17 protein-coding genes and 2 other annotated features are annotated in these 15,278 nt (G+C 36.4%); of the genes, 10 read left to right on the top strand and 7 right to left on the bottom strand.

The annotated features are described in order from the left end of the window. Position 1: 1 nt before the first annotated feature. The 3 genes from trpD to trpE are packed head-to-tail and all read right to left on the bottom strand — an operon-like array spanning position 2 to position 3,026. The gene (gene trpD / locus ACXKY9_RS05645; RefSeq protein WP_001067372.1) at positions 2-1,027 is read right to left on the bottom strand and encodes an anthranilate phosphoribosyltransferase; all 1,026 of its coding nucleotides are present in this window, start codon (positions 1,025-1,027) and stop codon (positions 2-4) included. Beyond that, positions 1,024-1,611: an aminodeoxychorismate/anthranilate synthase component II gene (locus ACXKY9_RS05640; protein WP_000636321.1), complete on the bottom strand. Its 588-nt coding sequence runs from the start codon at positions 1,609-1,611 to the stop codon at positions 1,024-1,026. The genes trpD and ACXKY9_RS05640 overlap by 4 nt, the downstream gene beginning before the upstream one ends. Further along, positions 1,608-3,026 (bottom strand): anthranilate synthase component I, encoded by a 1,419-nt coding sequence (gene trpE, locus ACXKY9_RS05635; protein WP_002100838.1) that lies wholly within the window; start codon positions 3,024-3,026, stop codon positions 1,608-1,610. The genes ACXKY9_RS05640 and trpE overlap by 4 nt, the downstream gene beginning before the upstream one ends. 52 nt (positions 3,027-3,078) lie before the next feature. Then, positions 3,079-3,323: a binding site (T-box leader), on the bottom strand. 42 nt (positions 3,324-3,365) lie between these two features. Next, positions 3,366-3,603: a binding site (T-box leader), on the bottom strand. A 453-nt stretch (positions 3,604-4,056) separates the two neighbouring features. Here trpE and putP point away from each other — a divergent pair. The 3 genes from putP to ACXKY9_RS05620 all read left to right on the top strand — a co-directional run bounded on the left by putP (position 4,057) and on the right by ACXKY9_RS05620 (position 6,959). Next, positions 4,057-5,535 (top strand): sodium/proline symporter PutP, encoded by a 1,479-nt coding sequence (gene putP, locus ACXKY9_RS05630; protein WP_000107212.1) that lies wholly within the window; start codon positions 4,057-4,059, stop codon positions 5,533-5,535. A gap of 155 nt (positions 5,536-5,690) precedes the next feature. Beyond that, entirely contained in the window at positions 5,691-6,089 is a 399-nt protein-coding gene (locus ACXKY9_RS05625; protein WP_000878734.1) for an Ig-like domain-containing protein, read from the top strand. Positions 6,090-6,290: 201 nt separating this feature from the next. Beyond that, on the top strand, positions 6,291-6,959 hold the full coding sequence (locus ACXKY9_RS05620; RefSeq protein WP_000140099.1) for a DUF4386 domain-containing protein: 669 nt from the start codon (positions 6,291-6,293) through the stop codon (positions 6,957-6,959). Here ACXKY9_RS05620 and ACXKY9_RS05615 read toward each other — a convergent pair. Together ACXKY9_RS05615 and ACXKY9_RS05610 are read right to left on the bottom strand one after the other, a co-directional pair. Further along, positions 6,952-7,524 (bottom strand): Crp/Fnr family transcriptional regulator, encoded by a 573-nt coding sequence (locus ACXKY9_RS05615; RefSeq protein WP_000391242.1) that lies wholly within the window; start codon positions 7,522-7,524, stop codon positions 6,952-6,954. The two genes, ACXKY9_RS05620 and ACXKY9_RS05615, sit on opposite strands and share 8 nt — an antisense overlap. A gap of 76 nt (positions 7,525-7,600) precedes the next feature. Next, entirely contained in the window at positions 7,601-8,512 is a 912-nt protein-coding gene (locus ACXKY9_RS05610; protein ID WP_000806940.1) for a DMT family transporter, read from the bottom strand. 203 nt (positions 8,513-8,715) lie between these two features. Between ACXKY9_RS05610 and ACXKY9_RS05605 the strand changes: the two genes are divergently transcribed. The 6 genes from ACXKY9_RS05605 (at position 8,716) to exsF (ending at position 13,931) form a co-directional block, all read left to right on the top strand. Further along, entirely contained in the window at positions 8,716-9,447 is a 732-nt protein-coding gene (locus ACXKY9_RS05605) for an alpha/beta hydrolase (RefSeq protein ID WP_000084013.1), read from the top strand. A gap of 93 nt (positions 9,448-9,540) precedes the next feature. After that, positions 9,541-10,059 (top strand): YjcG family protein, encoded by a 519-nt coding sequence (locus ACXKY9_RS05600; protein ID WP_000765863.1) that lies wholly within the window; start codon positions 9,541-9,543, stop codon positions 10,057-10,059. A gap of 1 nt (position 10,060) precedes the next feature. Beyond that, positions 10,061-10,483 carry a GNAT family N-acetyltransferase gene (locus ACXKY9_RS05595; protein WP_000543288.1) on the top strand — a complete coding sequence of 141 codons (423 nt, stop codon included), beginning with the start codon at positions 10,061-10,063 and terminating at the stop codon, positions 10,481-10,483. A 100-nt stretch (positions 10,484-10,583) separates the two neighbouring features. Next, on the top strand, positions 10,584-12,650 hold the full coding sequence (locus tag ACXKY9_RS05590) for an ATP-dependent helicase (RefSeq protein WP_000191202.1): 2,067 nt from the start codon (positions 10,584-10,586) through the stop codon (positions 12,648-12,650). A gap of 142 nt (positions 12,651-12,792) precedes the next feature. After that, entirely contained in the window at positions 12,793-13,260 is a 468-nt protein-coding gene (cotY, locus tag ACXKY9_RS05585; protein WP_001277719.1) for a spore coat protein CotY, read from the top strand. Between the two features lie 167 nt (positions 13,261-13,427). Next, on the top strand, positions 13,428-13,931 hold the full coding sequence (gene exsF, locus ACXKY9_RS05580; protein ID WP_000492943.1) for an exosporium protein ExsF: 504 nt from the start codon (positions 13,428-13,430) through the stop codon (positions 13,929-13,931). 75 nt (positions 13,932-14,006) lie between these two features. Here exsF and ACXKY9_RS05575 read toward each other — a convergent pair whose 3' ends face one another. Beyond that, a complete protein-coding gene (locus ACXKY9_RS05575) occupies positions 14,007-14,192 on the bottom strand; it encodes a hypothetical protein (RefSeq protein WP_021727509.1) in 186 nt (61 codons plus the stop codon). 101 nt (positions 14,193-14,293) lie between these two features. Beyond that, the gene (locus ACXKY9_RS05570; RefSeq protein ID WP_000899664.1) at positions 14,294-14,653 is read right to left on the bottom strand and encodes a DUF1360 domain-containing protein; all 360 of its coding nucleotides are present in this window, start codon (positions 14,651-14,653) and stop codon (positions 14,294-14,296) included. 125 nt (positions 14,654-14,778) lie between these two features. Between ACXKY9_RS05570 and exsY the strand changes: the two genes are divergently transcribed. Continuing rightward, positions 14,779-15,243, top strand: coding sequence for an exosporium assembly protein ExsY (gene exsY / locus ACXKY9_RS05565; RefSeq protein ID WP_001277743.1), 465 nt, complete (start codon positions 14,779-14,781; stop codon positions 15,241-15,243). The last annotated feature ends 35 nt before the right edge of the window (positions 15,244-15,278 follow it).

Genomic DNA, 15,278 nt, shown 5'->3' with positions numbered 1-15,278 from the left:
TTTAGTTCACCCTTTCTAATTTTTCGTTGCTTGCTACAATTAATAAGTTTAATTTGGCTAATGCTTTTCCAGAGTCAATGCTATGTGCCGCGAGTTTAATTCCTTCTTCAATCGTTTCCGTTTTTCCATTTGCGAAAAGAGCTAGACCTGCATTTAATAAAACTGTATCACGATAAACACTCTTTTCTCCGCTCAATACTTCAAGCGTAATCTTTGCATTTTCTTTTGAATTCCCCCCTCTAATTTCTTCATTTTTCACTCTTGAAAAACCATACTTTTCTGGATTAATACTCTTTTCTACTATTTCATTATCTTTTAAAAGGACTACGTGATTTTCCCCTTGTAATGACGCTTCATCTAAAAAACCACTTCCATTTACGACAAGCGCTTGTTTCCGGCCTAACTTTTGTAATACTTGTGCAACTGGTAATAACATATCTCGTTTATAAATACCGACAAATTGTGTTTCTAAATTCACTGGATTTGTTAAAGGGCCAATTAAGTTAAAGATCGTCGGCACGTTTAACTCTTTTCTTATTTTCATAATGCGCCTTAGTGCTGGATGCATCGCTGGTGCAAATAAAAATGCAATACCTACATGCTCTAGTAAATAATCAATTTCGTTTGGCGTACTACTAATATTTACACCTAGTTCTTCTAATAAGTCTGCACTTCCTGTTTTACTAGAAACAGCACGATTACCATGTTTTGCAACCTTTACACCTGCTCCTGCCAGTACGAATGCTGATGTTGTGCTAATATTAAACGTTTGAGCATCACCACCACCCGTCCCGCAATTGTCCATTGCTCCTTGTATATGGTTCGAAAACGGCAATGCCTTTTCGCGAAGAGCTCGAACGAGACCGTATATTTCTTCTGCAGTTTCACCTTTCGCTTTCAGTAAGACTAAGAAAGCTGCAATTTCACTTTCTAATATGTTTTCACTTAATAAAAGTAGTCCTGCTTTATACATTTCCTCTTCTGTTAAATGTTGACCCTCCACTAATTTACGAAGATAGTTGTTCATACTCTTTCCTCCTCTTTTACTTCTGTTAAAAAGGCACGGATTAACTTTCCGCCTTCTTCTGTTGCGATTGATTCCGGATGAAACTGTAATCCGAAGAGCGGATAATAATTGTGACGGACTGCCATTATTTCTCCGTCGTCCATCGCTGTCGCTAATATGTCAAAGCACTTTGGCAAGCTCGTTTGCTCTGCAACAAGGGAATGATAGCGCATCGCCGTTAGGGGCTGTGTAACATATGAAAAGATTGACGTTCCGTTATGTTTCACACGCGATGTTTTTCCGTGTTTAATACGCTCTGCTCTAACAATGTCTCCTCCAAATGCAGATATGATCGCTTGGTGGCCAAGACAAATCCCTAATATGGGAACGTTCTTATAAAAATGACGGATGACGTCGATACAAATGCCAGCATCCTCTGGTTTTCCTGGTCCTGGTGAAAGTACAATTCCTCTTGGATTCATCTCTTCTAACTGTTCTATCGTTATTTCATCATTTCTTACAACTACAATTTCTTCTTCATGTTCGCCTAACAGTTGATACAAGTTATATGTGAACGAATCGTAATTATCAATAAGTACAATCATTTCATTACCTCCAAAAGCGCTCTCGCTTTATTTAATGTTTCTTCATATTCAGCTACTGGATCTGAATCGTAAACGACTCCTGCTCCTGCCTGAACGTATGCTTTTTCATCCTTTACGACCATCGTTCGAATGGCGAGCGCCATATCAAGATTTCCTGAAAAACTAACGTATCCAACTGCACCAGCGTATACATTTCTTTTTTCATTCTCTAGTTCATTTATAATTTCCATCGCTCTAATTTTCGGAGCTCCAGAAACCGTCCCTGCTGGTAAGCAATACGCTAACGCATCAAATCCGCCCATTTGTTTTCGCAATGTTCCGTAAACTTCAGATACAATGTGCATAACGTGAGAGTATTTTTCTACTTTCATATATTTATCTATCGTAACCGAGCCGATTTCGCTCACTCTACCAATATCGTTTCGCCCAAGATCTACAAGCATCATATGCTCTGCTCGCTCTTTCTCATTGCCTAACAGTTCTTTTGCGATTTCCTCATCTTCCCTCTTCGTTTTCCCCCTCGGCCTTGTACCAGCAATTGGATTCGTCATCACTTTATCCTCCCTTACTGATAGTAAACTTTCCGGCGAAGAACCGAGTACAACATAATCTTGAAAATCGATATAGAACATATATGGTGATGGATTTGCAATTCGAAGTTTTCGGTATAACCCGAATGGATCCCCAATACATTCACTTTGTAAACGCTGTGATAATACGACTTGGAATATGTCTCCTGCTCTTATATATTCTTTCGCAATTTCTACCATCTCACAAAACTCTTTTTCCGTTATAGAAGAAGTAAATGATAATGTGGATTGTATTGCATTTACTTCAGCTTCTTCTCCTTGTAGCACTTCCTCTTTGTATACTCGCAGCCTTTCGTATACTTCTTCATAATCTGCTGAATCATCTTGCTTGCATACATATACAAACGACAACTTTTGGCGTAAATGATCGTAAACGATAAACTCACGATATAGTAAAAGGTGTACTTCTGGAATATTTAATGGGTCGTGTAAATCCGCTCCAATGTTTTCATACTGCCGAATGACATCATACCCAATATAACCAACTGCTCCTCCGCAAAATGGAAATGGACTGTCTACTTGTGATGGTGCAATTACTTCTTCTAACACTTGTAGTACGTTACCTTGTAACTTTTCTGCGCGGCCGTAAATCGTTCGTTCCACTCCCGTACCAACGCTTTTCACTTCTCCATAAGGATTACATCCCAAGTAAGAATAACGCCCTTTATCTTGATGAAGCTGTGAACTTTCTAATAAGAATTTCTTCTTCCCTTTCATACGTCTATATAAAGAAATTGGCGTAATGCTATCTCCTTCTTCTTCAGTGATTACTAAAAATGTCTTTCTCTCTCTTTTTTGTTTTATAAATTCTTCTTTCGTCATCATGTCCTTCACCTCGCTCTGAAAAATAAAAAAGTCCTCTACATATCGAAAATATGTAGAGGACGATAAATATACCGCGGTACCACCTCGTGTTGGATGCAAAAGCATCCCGCTTTGTTCAGGTACAAAATTTATACCTTATCCTTGTAACGGCGGAACCCGGGTTGCCTACTGAAAATAATTGTTCAGCATACCTCTCGTAAGCCCATTCCGTATACGGCACCGTACCGGGCTCCCACCTATTCCCGGCTCTCTGTAACGTCTCCAATATACGTACTCTTCTTACTTAAACGATTTCATTTATTTAATTTTTTATACACAAAAAGGGAGTACTCATCCTATAGAAAGGACGGGTACTCCCGTGGTGCCACCTTAATTCGTTACAAATGTAACGCACTTTACCGTATCAAAAACAATACGTGTCTCTTGTATCGATGAGATCATGTCGCCAAAGCCTACTTCTTTCGTTTCGGTTTGGAAGCTCCGAAGCCCATTCCACATCAATTCCATACTGATTCGCACCAACCATCAGCTCTCTGACATGTTCATCATGTGTACTCTTCTTCATCAACGCTTGCATTTTTTTAAGTTGCACTCATTATAGACCTGACTTTTTTCACAAGTCAATACTTTTTCAAAAATTTTATTTTTCTTTCCTTTCAATATTATATTGACAAAACAACCTCTTTTTATGTAAATATAATAAATACTCTATTAAAAATAAGGTTTTTTGTATGAATATTATATATTAAAAAAGTAAAATGACATCAAAAAACGCTTACATTTCTGAAAATTCGTATTTCTATATGGATTTTTCAGAATAATCATGATAGATTATAAAGTGAAACTTTAATCAGTAGGGGTTTGTTCATCCCACTGATTATTAGTTAAATCAATCGGGCATTTACGGGCAGTTGCTCTCCCACCTAACTTCCTTGCCCAGCCAATTTTAAGGTGGGAATTTTACTGCCCGTTTATGCGGGATAAATATGCATAACGCATCAAAAGACATGACAAAAGGAAGGGGAACTTCATGAGTACGCAGATGTTAACTTTAACTTCAATCTCTATTTACATGCTCGGGATGTTAGTAATCGGCTATTTCGCCTATAAACGAACGTCCAACTTAACAGATTATATGCTTGGCGGGCGTACACTAGGCCCCGCAGTAACGGCATTAAGTGCTGGAGCATCCGATATGAGTGGTTGGCTTTTAATGGGATTACCAGGTGCAATGTTTAGCGTTGGATTAAGTAGTAGTTGGATTGCGATCGGCCTAACACTAGGCGCATACGCAAACTGGCTTTATGTTGCTCCTCGCTTACGTACCTACTCAGAAATTGCAAATAACTCTATTACTATTCCAGAATTTTTGGAACACCGTTTCCACGACAAATCTCATATGCTACGTTTAGTATCTGGACTTGTTATTATGATTTTCTTTACTTTCTATGTAGCTTCAGGATTAGTTTCAGGCGCTGTATTATTTGAAAATTCATTTGGTATGAACTACCACGTTGGATTATTCATTGTTGCAGGCGTTGTTGTAGCTTACACATTATTTGGTGGGTTCTTAGCAGTAAGTTGGACAGACTTCGTGCAAGGAATCATTATGGTAGTCGCTCTTATTCTTGTTCCTATCGTAACAATTATGAATTCGAACGGACTTGGACCTGCATTTGATACAATTCGATCTGTAGATCCAACACGTCTAGATATTTTTAAAGGTGCCTCTACTTTAGGAATGATTTCTCTATTCGCATGGGGCCTTGGTTATGTCGGACAACCTCATATTATCGTACGCTTTATGGCAATTTCTTCTGTAAAAGAACTTAAAAGTGCACGAAGAATTGGTATGAGCTGGATGATTTTCTCTGTTGTTGGAGCTATGTTTACTGGTCTTATTGGTATTGCTTACTATTCACAACAAGAGTTGACATTATCTAATCCAGAGACAATTTTCCTTGAACTTGGGAAAATTTTATTCCATCCACTTATTACTGGATTTTTATTAGCAGCCATTCTAGCAGCGATTATGAGTACAATTTCATCACAGCTACTCGTTACTTCTAGTGCTGTAACTGAAGATTTATATCGTACATTCTTCAAACGTTCTGCATCTGATAAAGAACTTGTATTTGTCGGTCGTATGGCTGTACTTGTTATTGCATTAGTTGGGTGCGCATTAGCGTTTAAACAAAATGATACGATTTTAGCTCTTGTTGGATACGCTTGGGCTGGATTTGGTTCTTCATTCGGACCTGCTATTTTATTAAGCTTATATTGGAAACGTATGACGAAGTGGGGCGCACTTGCCGGTATGATTTCTGGTGCCGTTACTGTTATTATATGGACTCAATTCAAATTCTTAAAAGATTTCTTATATGAAATGATTCCAGGTTTCGCTATTAGTTTACTAGCCATCGTAATTGTTAGTTTACTAACACAACCTTCAAAAGAAGTTAAAGAGCAATTTGAGGATTTCGAAAAACAACATCGTCATAATTTATAAAAAAATCTCTGCTGTTATCATAACAGCAGAGATTTTTTACAGTTCGACAATCTTTTTATCAAATTTAACAAATTCTTTATGTTTCGTTAAATTTAACATAACACTACTCCTTTATAGTATGAGTATCAGCACTTATACAGAAAGGGGACTCCAACATGTTAGCAGCTTTCCAGCAACAACAAACACGAAAATTTTCACCTATCACAAATACTTCTGCGTCTTGTTTAAACATGCAACCTAACCCGCCTAAAATTTCAATTGCTCCTTCTGTTATTTCAGTCATCGGTGTTCATATGGAAAAACATAAATTAAAAATAAAAACGGGACAAAACATTGTGTTATCAGCTTCCATTTTACCAATACAAGCAACGAATAAAGAGCTTATTTGGTCAAATATGAATTCTGATATCATCACCATATATCCAAAAGGTGACACCGTGACGATTACTGGAAAAAGTGCAGGTAAAGCAGTCGTAATTGTCACAACTGCTGAAGGCAAATTTCGTGACCTATGTGTCATTCATGTACAACCTTATATGACAAATCCAAAGTAAAAGAGTGGCTTCGTAGCCACTCTTTTACTTGATTTCAATATTTGAGTTTTTACTTTTTACAAGGTTAATAAAAAATTGGATATAACCATACATTTTTTTTGATGGAAACTCTACTAAACTTTCCCCGTCTTGATTTAAGTCAATGAATCTCCTCCTCTTCCCTATTACAATGAAAACAATATTAGAAAAGGAGGACATATTATGACTGAACGAAAGTACGCCTTATTTGCTAGCACATCTCTTCTTGTTATGGCATTCATTGCATTTTTCTCTTACGGTTTTGTTCATGGAAACCTCGTTATACAAGGAGATGCGAGTACAACATTCCATAATATCCAAACTTCAAATTCACTTTTCAAAGCGGAAGTTTTTGGGTGGATTATCATTTTTATCACTGATATTGTCGCTGCGTGGGCTCTTTATTTCTTTCTAAAACCAATTCATACTAGCCTCTCATTACTAGCCGCTTTGCTTCGTCTTATGTATACAGCTATACTTGGGATTGCTATATTCAATCTAATATTGGCATTATTGCTTTCAAAAAATACAATTGCAAATCCAGAAACATATACAATGTTGTTTCTCAGTGCATTCGAATACATTTGGTCTGTAGGATTGATCATTTTTGGATTGCATCTTTTCGTTTTAGGCTATGTAGCTTTTCTCTCTAAACAGATACCAAAGTTTATTAGTATACTGCTGTTCATTGCTGCTACCGGTTATATGCTAATTCACGTCATGAATACAATGTTTACACAATACGATACAATGATTTCACTCATACAATCACTATTCCAATTACCTATGATTGCAGGTGAATTAGGACTTGCGATATGGCTACTATTGAAAGGTGGTAAACACTCTAATTAAGCCGTTTCTTAATTCTACTTAATGATTCTGGTGTCATGCCAAGATAGCTTGCTAGCTGATATTGTGGAACACGATGAATTAAATACGGGCGTTTTCGTAACAATGTTTTATATCGCTCTTCTGGTGTCGATGAGATAAATACAGCAAGTTCATCTTGTACTTCACCGAAATTGTACTCGATCATTTTACGCGTCATTTCTTCTAATTGTGAATACTTATTATACATGTCCTTTTCACTATGTAGATCACCAACAACTACAGTACAATCTTCTAAACACGTTAACGTATATGATGAAGATTTATCTTGTTTATGATGGTTGAAATTCGAAATTGCCTGCTCTTCTGTATAAAAATTTGATGTAACTTCTTTCCCTGCTTCATCTATACTATGTTGCCTAACGCATCCTTTTAATACAAAATAACATTTTAACGGAACATTTCCTTGTCTTAGGAGCACTGTTCCTTTTTTATATTCTTCAATTTGTAATTCACTGAGAATCATTTGCTGCTCTTCTTCACTTAGTGTTGTAAATCTATTCATATACTTCTTTAATATCTCTTCCATTTTCTTCCCCCTTCTACGCCCGTATTTCTATAAAACAAAAAGAGAAGTATCACAACTTCTCTTTTCTCCCCTAACACTATAATTCCTGTGTATACACTGGCTCATTTACGACATTTTTTGCTGTTCGCTTTTGTTGCTGCAGTAAGAAAACAGATACACCAAACAATACGAGCATGCTACCGATCATTTGCATTGCATTTAATTTTTCTCCAAGTAAGAAGAACGCAAGTATAGATGCTCCAACAGGTTCTCCTAAAATACTCATTGAAATTGTCGTTGCATTTACATAATTTAATAGCCAGTTATTAATTACATGTGACACTGTCGGCACAACCGCAAGTAAAAGAAAAACAGTCCAATCCCACTTCGTATAACCTGTAAAGGGTACTTGTAATATAACATTATAAATCCCCATAAAAAGACCTGCGAACGCAAAGACTGTAAAGCTATAAATCCAGTGCGATACTTTCTTCACTGTCGTTTGCCCGATAAATAAATAACCGACAACCGCTATTACACTTAGAAAGGATAATATGTCACCATAAATTGCTTGCTTACTTAAACCTAAATCTCCCCAACCAATGCACATTACTCCTAAAATAGCGATTCCCATCGTTGCAATGGCTGAATATGTTGTTCTTTCTTTAAATAGAAAAAAACCTCCAACTAAAGATACGATTGGTTGAAGTGCCAAAATAATTGTTGAACTAGCAACTGTTGTATGCTTTAAAGATTCAAACCATAAAAGAAAATGAAGTGCTAAAAAGAAACCAGATCCAATTAAAAAGCCCCAATCTTTCATTTGAATCCTATTAAATTCCTCTCTTTTTTTCCATACGATAGGCAGCATAATAAGTACGATAATCCATAAGCGGTACATACTTAATATTGAAGATGGTGCTGAGGACATCTTTACAAAAACTGCTGCAAAGGAAATGGCAATTATAGAAATTGCTAATGGTAGTGCGATTGATTTTTCTTGTTTCAAATCCTGTCTCCCCTCTCACCTGTCAAAAATCCCACTTCATTATATCCGTTTTCTTTCGCAACTTAAATACTAATTTTTTAGATTCTTCGTATCATTATGGTAAAATAGAAATTAAGGCACCAATTAGTGAATATTTCTTTCCTTTTCACTACAAGCGTCGCTCTTACAATCGTTACAGTAAATTTTTATTTAGGGGGATCTACATGAGTCAAACAATAGGGAGAATTGAAGAAATTTCATTTTATAGCGCATCACTTCAAGAAGATGTTACACTTCTCGTTTATTTACCAGTAAATTACACACCACTGCACAAACATACAGTTGTAATTGCACAAGATGGTAGAGATTATTTTCAGCTTGGTAAAGCGCACCGTGTAATTGAGCGCCTTCGTGAAACCGAAGAAATTGACCGTACAATTATTGTCGGTATTCCATATAAAAATGTACATGATCGTAAAGAAAAATATTTCCCAAATGAAGTAAAAAATGCTGCATATATTCGTTTCCTTGCTCATGAACTTGCACCATATATTGATGAAAATTATCCAACGTACCAAATGGGAAAAGGTCGTGTTTTAATTGGTGATTCTCTTGGCGGAACAGTTTCCTTTATGACTGCACTTATGTATCCGCATACATTCGGTAAAGTCGTTATGCAATCACCATTTGTGGATGAGACAGTGATGAACTTAGCAAAAGAATTCAAAGATCCACAGGCGTTAGAACTGTATCACGTCATCGGTACAGAAGAAACGGCTGTAAAGCGTACTGATGGACAAGTATCTGATTTCGTAGGGCCGAACCGTGAGTTAAATACACTTCTTACAGATAGAAACTTCATCACGCATTATGAGGAATTTGAAGGCAATCATACTTGGAAATATTGGCAGACTGATTTACCGAAAGCCTTCTCTCATATTCTATCAATGAAATAATAGAGAGCAGTATTCAGAATAATTTGATATAATAGATAAAGAGATTTATTTATCTCAAAATCTAACTAGACTTACAAAGGGAGGAATTGGAACATGAAATTAGGCATTGTAATTTTTCCATCTAAAATGATTCAAGATAAAGCGAACGGATTGCGTAAACGTTATGACCCGCACTACGCATTAGTTCCGCCACATATTACATTGAAAACACCCTTTGAGGCGCAAGATGAACAATTAGAGTCGATTGTAAACGAGTTACATACAATCGCAAGTAAAACGAACCCTTTCACCCTTCATGTTGGGAAAGTTGGTTCATTCGCACCTGTTAATAACGTCCTTTACTTTAAAGTAGAAAAAACACCTGAACTTACTTTCTTAAATGAAGAAATGCATAGCGGGTTATTCACGCAAGAACGCGAATATGCTTTCGTACCTCATTTAACAATCGGACAAGGCTTATCAGATGCAGAGCATGCTGATGTGTTGGGCCGATTACGTATGAAAGATTTCTATTACGAACAACCAATTGATCGTTTCCATCTTCTATATCAATTAGAAAATGGAACATGGACTGTACACGAAACATTCCGTCTTGGAAAGGGGAACAACTAATTTGCACGCACAGATTGTACAAACGGACGAACAACTAAGAGATGCATTCTCTGTACGTAAACAAGTGTTTGTAAATGAACAACGTGTCTCTGCTGAAGAAGAGTACGATGAGTTTGAAGAAATTTCAACACACGTTGTTATATATGACAATGATGTTCCAGTTGGTGCTGGACGTTTTCGCATCCTTGATGGTATAGGAAAAATGGAACGCATTTGCGTGCTAAATTCCCATCGCAAAAAAGGGATTGGAAAAATTGTTATGGATTCTCTTGAAGCGTATGCAAAAGAAAATTCGCTACCGAAATTGAAACTTCACGCTCAAACACATGCCGAAGATTTCTATAAAAAACTTGGATATGTAACAAGTTCTGATGTATTTATGGAAGCGAATATCCCGCACGTCGTAATGATAAAAGAATTGTAATTTGAAAGCAGGAGGTGATCCCTCCTGTTTTTTTACATTGCTATTTTCTTTTTCTTCCGCTAAAGTTAAATGTTGATGCTATAGTTTTGAAGGTGAACATATGACACAAGAAAAATTTTCACAAAAATCGTTAACACACGCTGATATTCCGCGTGCGACATATCATATTCCGAAAACATCTACCCATTTAATTATGGAAGAAGATGTAGATGCGGCTTATTTCCGCGCTCTTGAACAACAAAATGTTTTTTTAAACGAAAAACAATTAGAAGCCGTGCGCACAACAGAAGGTCCTGTTCTTACACTAGCTGGTGCCGGAAGCGGGAAAACATCTGTTTTAACAACTCGCGTTGGTTATTTAGTAAATGTAAAACAAGTTCATCCACGAAATATTTTATTACTTACATTTACACAAAAAGCAGCTGAAGAAATACGAAGTCGTGTTGCGAAGTTACCAGGTATGAATCATGCAGCAAGTAGCTACGTAGTTGCTGGTACATTCCACTCTGTTTTCTTAAAATTACTTCGTAGTCAAGGTTATAATCAGCAAATTTTAGCAAATGAAAAACATAAACAAATTATGATAAAGAAAATCTTAAAAGAATTGCGTTTAAAAGACGATTATGATGCTGAAACGATGCTCGCGATGATTTCACTTGAGAAAAACAAATTAAATCGTCCGAAAGATGTAAAAGCGAAAACACCAGTCGAACAAGAATTTAAAGAAGTATACGAACGTTTTGAAGAGGTAAAACAAAGATACAATTATATTGATTTCGATGACATCTTATTGGAAACATATTATATGTTAGAAAATAATGCTCCTTTACTAACTCAATTACAACAACGTTTTCACTATATTGAAGTAGATGAGTTTCAAGATACATCGTATGCACAATATGAAATCGTAAAATTGTTAGCCACGCCAAGAAATAATTTATTTATCGCAGGTGATGACGACCAGGCGATATACGGCTGGCGAGGAGCAAGTCACCAAATTATTTTATCTTTTCCAAAAGAATTTGATAACACAACAATCATTGCACTAAATACGAATTATCGATCCAATCCCTTTATCGTCGGGCTTGGAAATGAAGTTATAAAATTAAATCAAGAACGTTTTGATAAAGAGCTATACTCTGTTCGTGAGGAAGGTGTACAACCTTTTTATGCAAGACCTGCTACGACTCTTGATGAAGCAAATCAAATTTTGCAGCTTATTCAAGAAAAAGTAGAGAGTGGTGAACGTAACTTTAAAGATTTTTGTTTACTGTATCGCACACATTCTGTAAGTCGTTCGTTACTTGATCAGCTTACCATTCATAAAATCCCGTTTATTAAACACGGAGCGAGCCAATCATTTTATGAACATTCTTTAATTAAGCCTGTATTAGATCATTTAAGACTCGTGATTGAGCCGTTTCGACTAGAATCACTTTCAAACATATTGCCGACGATGTATATCGGACGTGATGATTGTATTTCATTTATTGAACGTGAACAATGGAAATATGGTGAGGGGCGCTTCCCTTCTCTTCTTCATTTCTTACTATTAAATCCAAGCTTAAAACCTTTTCAAGTGAAAAAGGTAAATGAGCGCATCGATTTTATTAAGTTTATTAAAGAATTAGAACCGAAAAAAGCATTAAAAGAAATCATTCATGGTAAAGGAAAATATTTAGAGTACTTACAAAATAACGATCGTTCTTCCTTTACAATGCATAAAGACATACAAGAAGAAATGTTGGAAGAATTAATGGAGTCTGCAACTCGTTTCACCGATATTCCAGCTTATTTACAATTTATCGACGAGGCGATTCAAGGTCAAAAAGAAATGGAAGCATTAAAAACAATGCCGCAAAAAGATGCCGTTTCACTTATGTCAATTCATAACGCAAAAGGCCTTGAATTTCCATGTGTCTTTTTACTTGGAGCGAGTGATGGAATCCTGCCTCATACTTCTTCTTTAAAAGATGCAAATGATCGTGTTACGGAAACTTCTGAAGCGTTAGAAGAAGAACGCCGATTACTTTATGTTGCCATTACACGTGCGAAAGAAGAACTTTACATTTCTTCTCCGCAATTTTTCAGAGGAAAGAAATTAGATATATCTCGTTTTTTATATACTGTGCGAAAAGATTTACCTGAAAAGACATCCACTAAATAAGGATGTCTTTTTTTATATCACGTTATGTACATCCCTCCTATATAAATTCCTTGTTTTTATCGTGAGAATTAACGTAATATCAGCCATATCCCACTCATATTGTAATAGTGTATGTCAGAACTCACGAGAAGGAGTGAACATAATGAGCTGCAATTGTAATGAAGATCATCAACATGAGTGTGATTTCAACTGTGTATCGAATGTTGTTCGTTTTATACATGAACTACAAGAATGTGCAACGACAACATGTGGATCTGGTTGCGAAGTTCCATTTTTAGGTGCACATAACAATGCATCAGTAGCGAATACACGTCCTTTTATTTTATACACAAAAACTGGAGAACCTTTTGAAGCATTTGCACCATCTTCAAGCCTTACTAGCTGCCGATCTCCTATTTTCCGCGTAGAAAGTATAGATGATGATGACTGTGCTGTATTGCGTGTATTAACTGTAGTTTTAGGTGATGGTACCGCTGTACCACCTGGTGACGACCCAATCTGTACGTTTTTAGCTGTACCAAATGCAAGACTAATATCAACCTCCACTTGCATTACTGTTGATTTAAGTTGCTTCTGCGCTATTCAATGCTTACGTGATGTTTCTATTTAAAACTAAATAATGAGTTAAGCATGGATTGGGTGGCAGAGTATTCTGCCACCCAATCCATGCTTAAAGAGTATTCTTATGTAAATTTCTTAAAATTGGGAACTTGTCTAGAACATAGAACCTGTCCTTTTCATTAACTGAAAGTAGAAACAGATAAAGGAGTGAAAAACATGTTCTCTTCTGATTGCGAATTTACTAAAATCGATTGTGAGGCGAAGCCAGCTAGTACACTACCTGCCTTTGGTTTTGCTTTCAACGCGTCTGCACCTCAGTTTGCTTCACTATTTACACCACTATTATTACCTAGCGTAAGTCCAAACCCAAATATTACTGTTCCTGTAATAAATGATACAGTAAGTGTCGGAGATGGCATTCGAATTCTACGAGCTGGTATTTATCAAATTAGTTATACATTAACAATTAGTCTTGATAACGTACCTACTGCACCAGAAGCTGGTCGTTTCTTCTTATCATTAAATACACCAGCTAACATTATTCCTGGATCAGGTACAGCAGTTCGTTCTAACGTTATTGGTACTGGTGAAGTAGACGTATCCAGCGGTGTTATTCTTATTAACTTAAATCCTGGTGACTTAATTCAAATTGTGCCAGTTCAGTTAATTGGAACTGTAGACATTCGTGCTGCAGCATTAACAGTTGCACAAATTAGCTAGTAAAAAGCGGTATTTCTTATACAGAAATACCGCTTTTTATATATAATAAAAAACACTCACAGTAGCATGAGTGTTTCATTCTTCATATTGTTTTATTGTGTTCTTCTTTTTCCCACAATTGCATCCCTTTTTCTTCACAAATCCTTGTTGTTGTAATTGTTCTTGATATGCCTGTTGTTGTGCTTGGTGTTGTTGCTGTATATGATACCACTGCTGCAGGTCATATGAATTCTGCCTTAGATTATTGCTCACAGCAAACATCTCCTCTACTGTCAATTCTGTCTATTTACTATATGAACAACTCTTTATTTCCGTTCCCTCATTCTTTTAAACTCCGCTTTTTCTCGTATTATGAAAATATATTATTCTCCCATAAAATATCCTGTAATTGTTTCAATGATTGCTGCCGCTCCTGCAATAGCTAATAATGCAAGTAACGGTTCCGCAACGATAGGGATCCAATTATATAAGACTAATAAAAAAGCACTAACCCATACACCTGTACACCAATAACAGCTTAATAATTCGCCAATCCACTTTCTTAATCCATTACCTTTCACTTTTGTAAACGTTGATACACTTCCATCCGGCTCCGTAATCTCTAATTCATCAATAAATGGTCTTCGCAAAAAGGCTGTAATTTTATCATAAACAATTAAACGAGTGAGCCTAAAAGCAGCTAACGCAAAAATAAAAAATAAAAGCCAGCTTGTAAACAGCATAATTCCACCTACCCTTATCCTCTTTCGCCTATTTAAAAAAAAAGGTCTTGAGATTGTGACCAAATCTCCTCGACTCCAATATCTTATTAATGTAAATACAAACAAGAAGATAAGGAGTGACATTAATGAGTTGTAACGAAAATAAACACCATGGCTCTTCTCATTGTGTAGTTGACGTTGTAAAATTCATCAATGAATTACAAGATTGTTCTACAACAACATGTGGATCTGGTTGTGAAATCCCATTTTTAGGTGCACACAATACTGCATCAGTAGCAAATACACGCCCTTTTATTTTATACACAAAAACTGGAGAACCTTTTGAAGCATTTGCACCATCTTCAAGCCTTACTAGCTGCCGATCTCCAATTTTCCGTGTGGAAAGTGTAGATGATGATAGCTGTGCTGTGCTACGTGTATTAACTGTAGTATTAGGTGACGGTACTCCGGTACCACCTGGTGACGATCCAATTTGTACGTTTTTAGCTGTACCAAATGCAAGATTAATATCTACAACTACTTGCATTACTGTTGATTTAAGCTGTTTCTGTGCGATTCAATGCTTACGCGACGTTTCTATCGTAAAGTAAACTAAAAAACTATTGGGGTGGTAGAAGCTTTCTAC

This window comes from Bacillus sp. 2175 (assembly GCF_057812155.1).
Note: the sequence above shows the minus strand (reverse complement) of the source record. Positions and strands in the feature narration are given on the sequence as shown.

Excerpts from the sequence above, each read along its gene's own strand:
- trpD (WP_001067372.1), bottom strand. The coding sequence starts at position 1,027 with ATGAACAACTATCTTCGTAAATTAGTGGAGGGTCAACATTTAACAGAA.
- ACXKY9_RS05640 (WP_000636321.1), bottom strand. The coding sequence starts at position 1,611 with ATGATTGTACTTATTGATAATTACGATTCGTTCACATATAACTTGTAT.
- trpE (WP_002100838.1), bottom strand. The coding sequence starts at position 3,026 with ATGATGACGAAAGAAGAATTTATAAAACAAAAAAGAGAGAGAAAGACA.
- putP (WP_000107212.1), top strand. The coding sequence starts at position 4,057 with ATGAGTACGCAGATGTTAACTTTAACTTCAATCTCTATTTACATGCTC.
- ACXKY9_RS05625 (WP_000878734.1), top strand. The coding sequence starts at position 5,691 with ATGTTAGCAGCTTTCCAGCAACAACAAACACGAAAATTTTCACCTATC.
- ACXKY9_RS05620 (WP_000140099.1), top strand. The coding sequence starts at position 6,291 with ATGACTGAACGAAAGTACGCCTTATTTGCTAGCACATCTCTTCTTGTT.
- ACXKY9_RS05615 (WP_000391242.1), bottom strand. The coding sequence starts at position 7,524 with ATGGAAGAGATATTAAAGAAGTATATGAATAGATTTACAACACTAAGT.
- ACXKY9_RS05605 (WP_000084013.1), top strand. The coding sequence starts at position 8,716 with ATGAGTCAAACAATAGGGAGAATTGAAGAAATTTCATTTTATAGCGCA.
- ACXKY9_RS05600 (WP_000765863.1), top strand. The coding sequence starts at position 9,541 with ATGAAATTAGGCATTGTAATTTTTCCATCTAAAATGATTCAAGATAAA.
- ACXKY9_RS05590 (WP_000191202.1), top strand. The coding sequence starts at position 10,584 with ATGACACAAGAAAAATTTTCACAAAAATCGTTAACACACGCTGATATT.
- cotY (WP_001277719.1), top strand. The coding sequence starts at position 12,793 with ATGAGCTGCAATTGTAATGAAGATCATCAACATGAGTGTGATTTCAAC.
- exsF (WP_000492943.1), top strand. The coding sequence starts at position 13,428 with ATGTTCTCTTCTGATTGCGAATTTACTAAAATCGATTGTGAGGCGAAG.
- ACXKY9_RS05575 (WP_021727509.1), bottom strand. The coding sequence starts at position 14,192 with ATGTTTGCTGTGAGCAATAATCTAAGGCAGAATTCATATGACCTGCAG.
- ACXKY9_RS05570 (WP_000899664.1), bottom strand. The coding sequence starts at position 14,653 with ATGCTGTTTACAAGCTGGCTTTTATTTTTTATTTTTGCGTTAGCTGCT.
- exsY (WP_001277743.1), top strand. The coding sequence starts at position 14,779 with ATGAGTTGTAACGAAAATAAACACCATGGCTCTTCTCATTGTGTAGTT.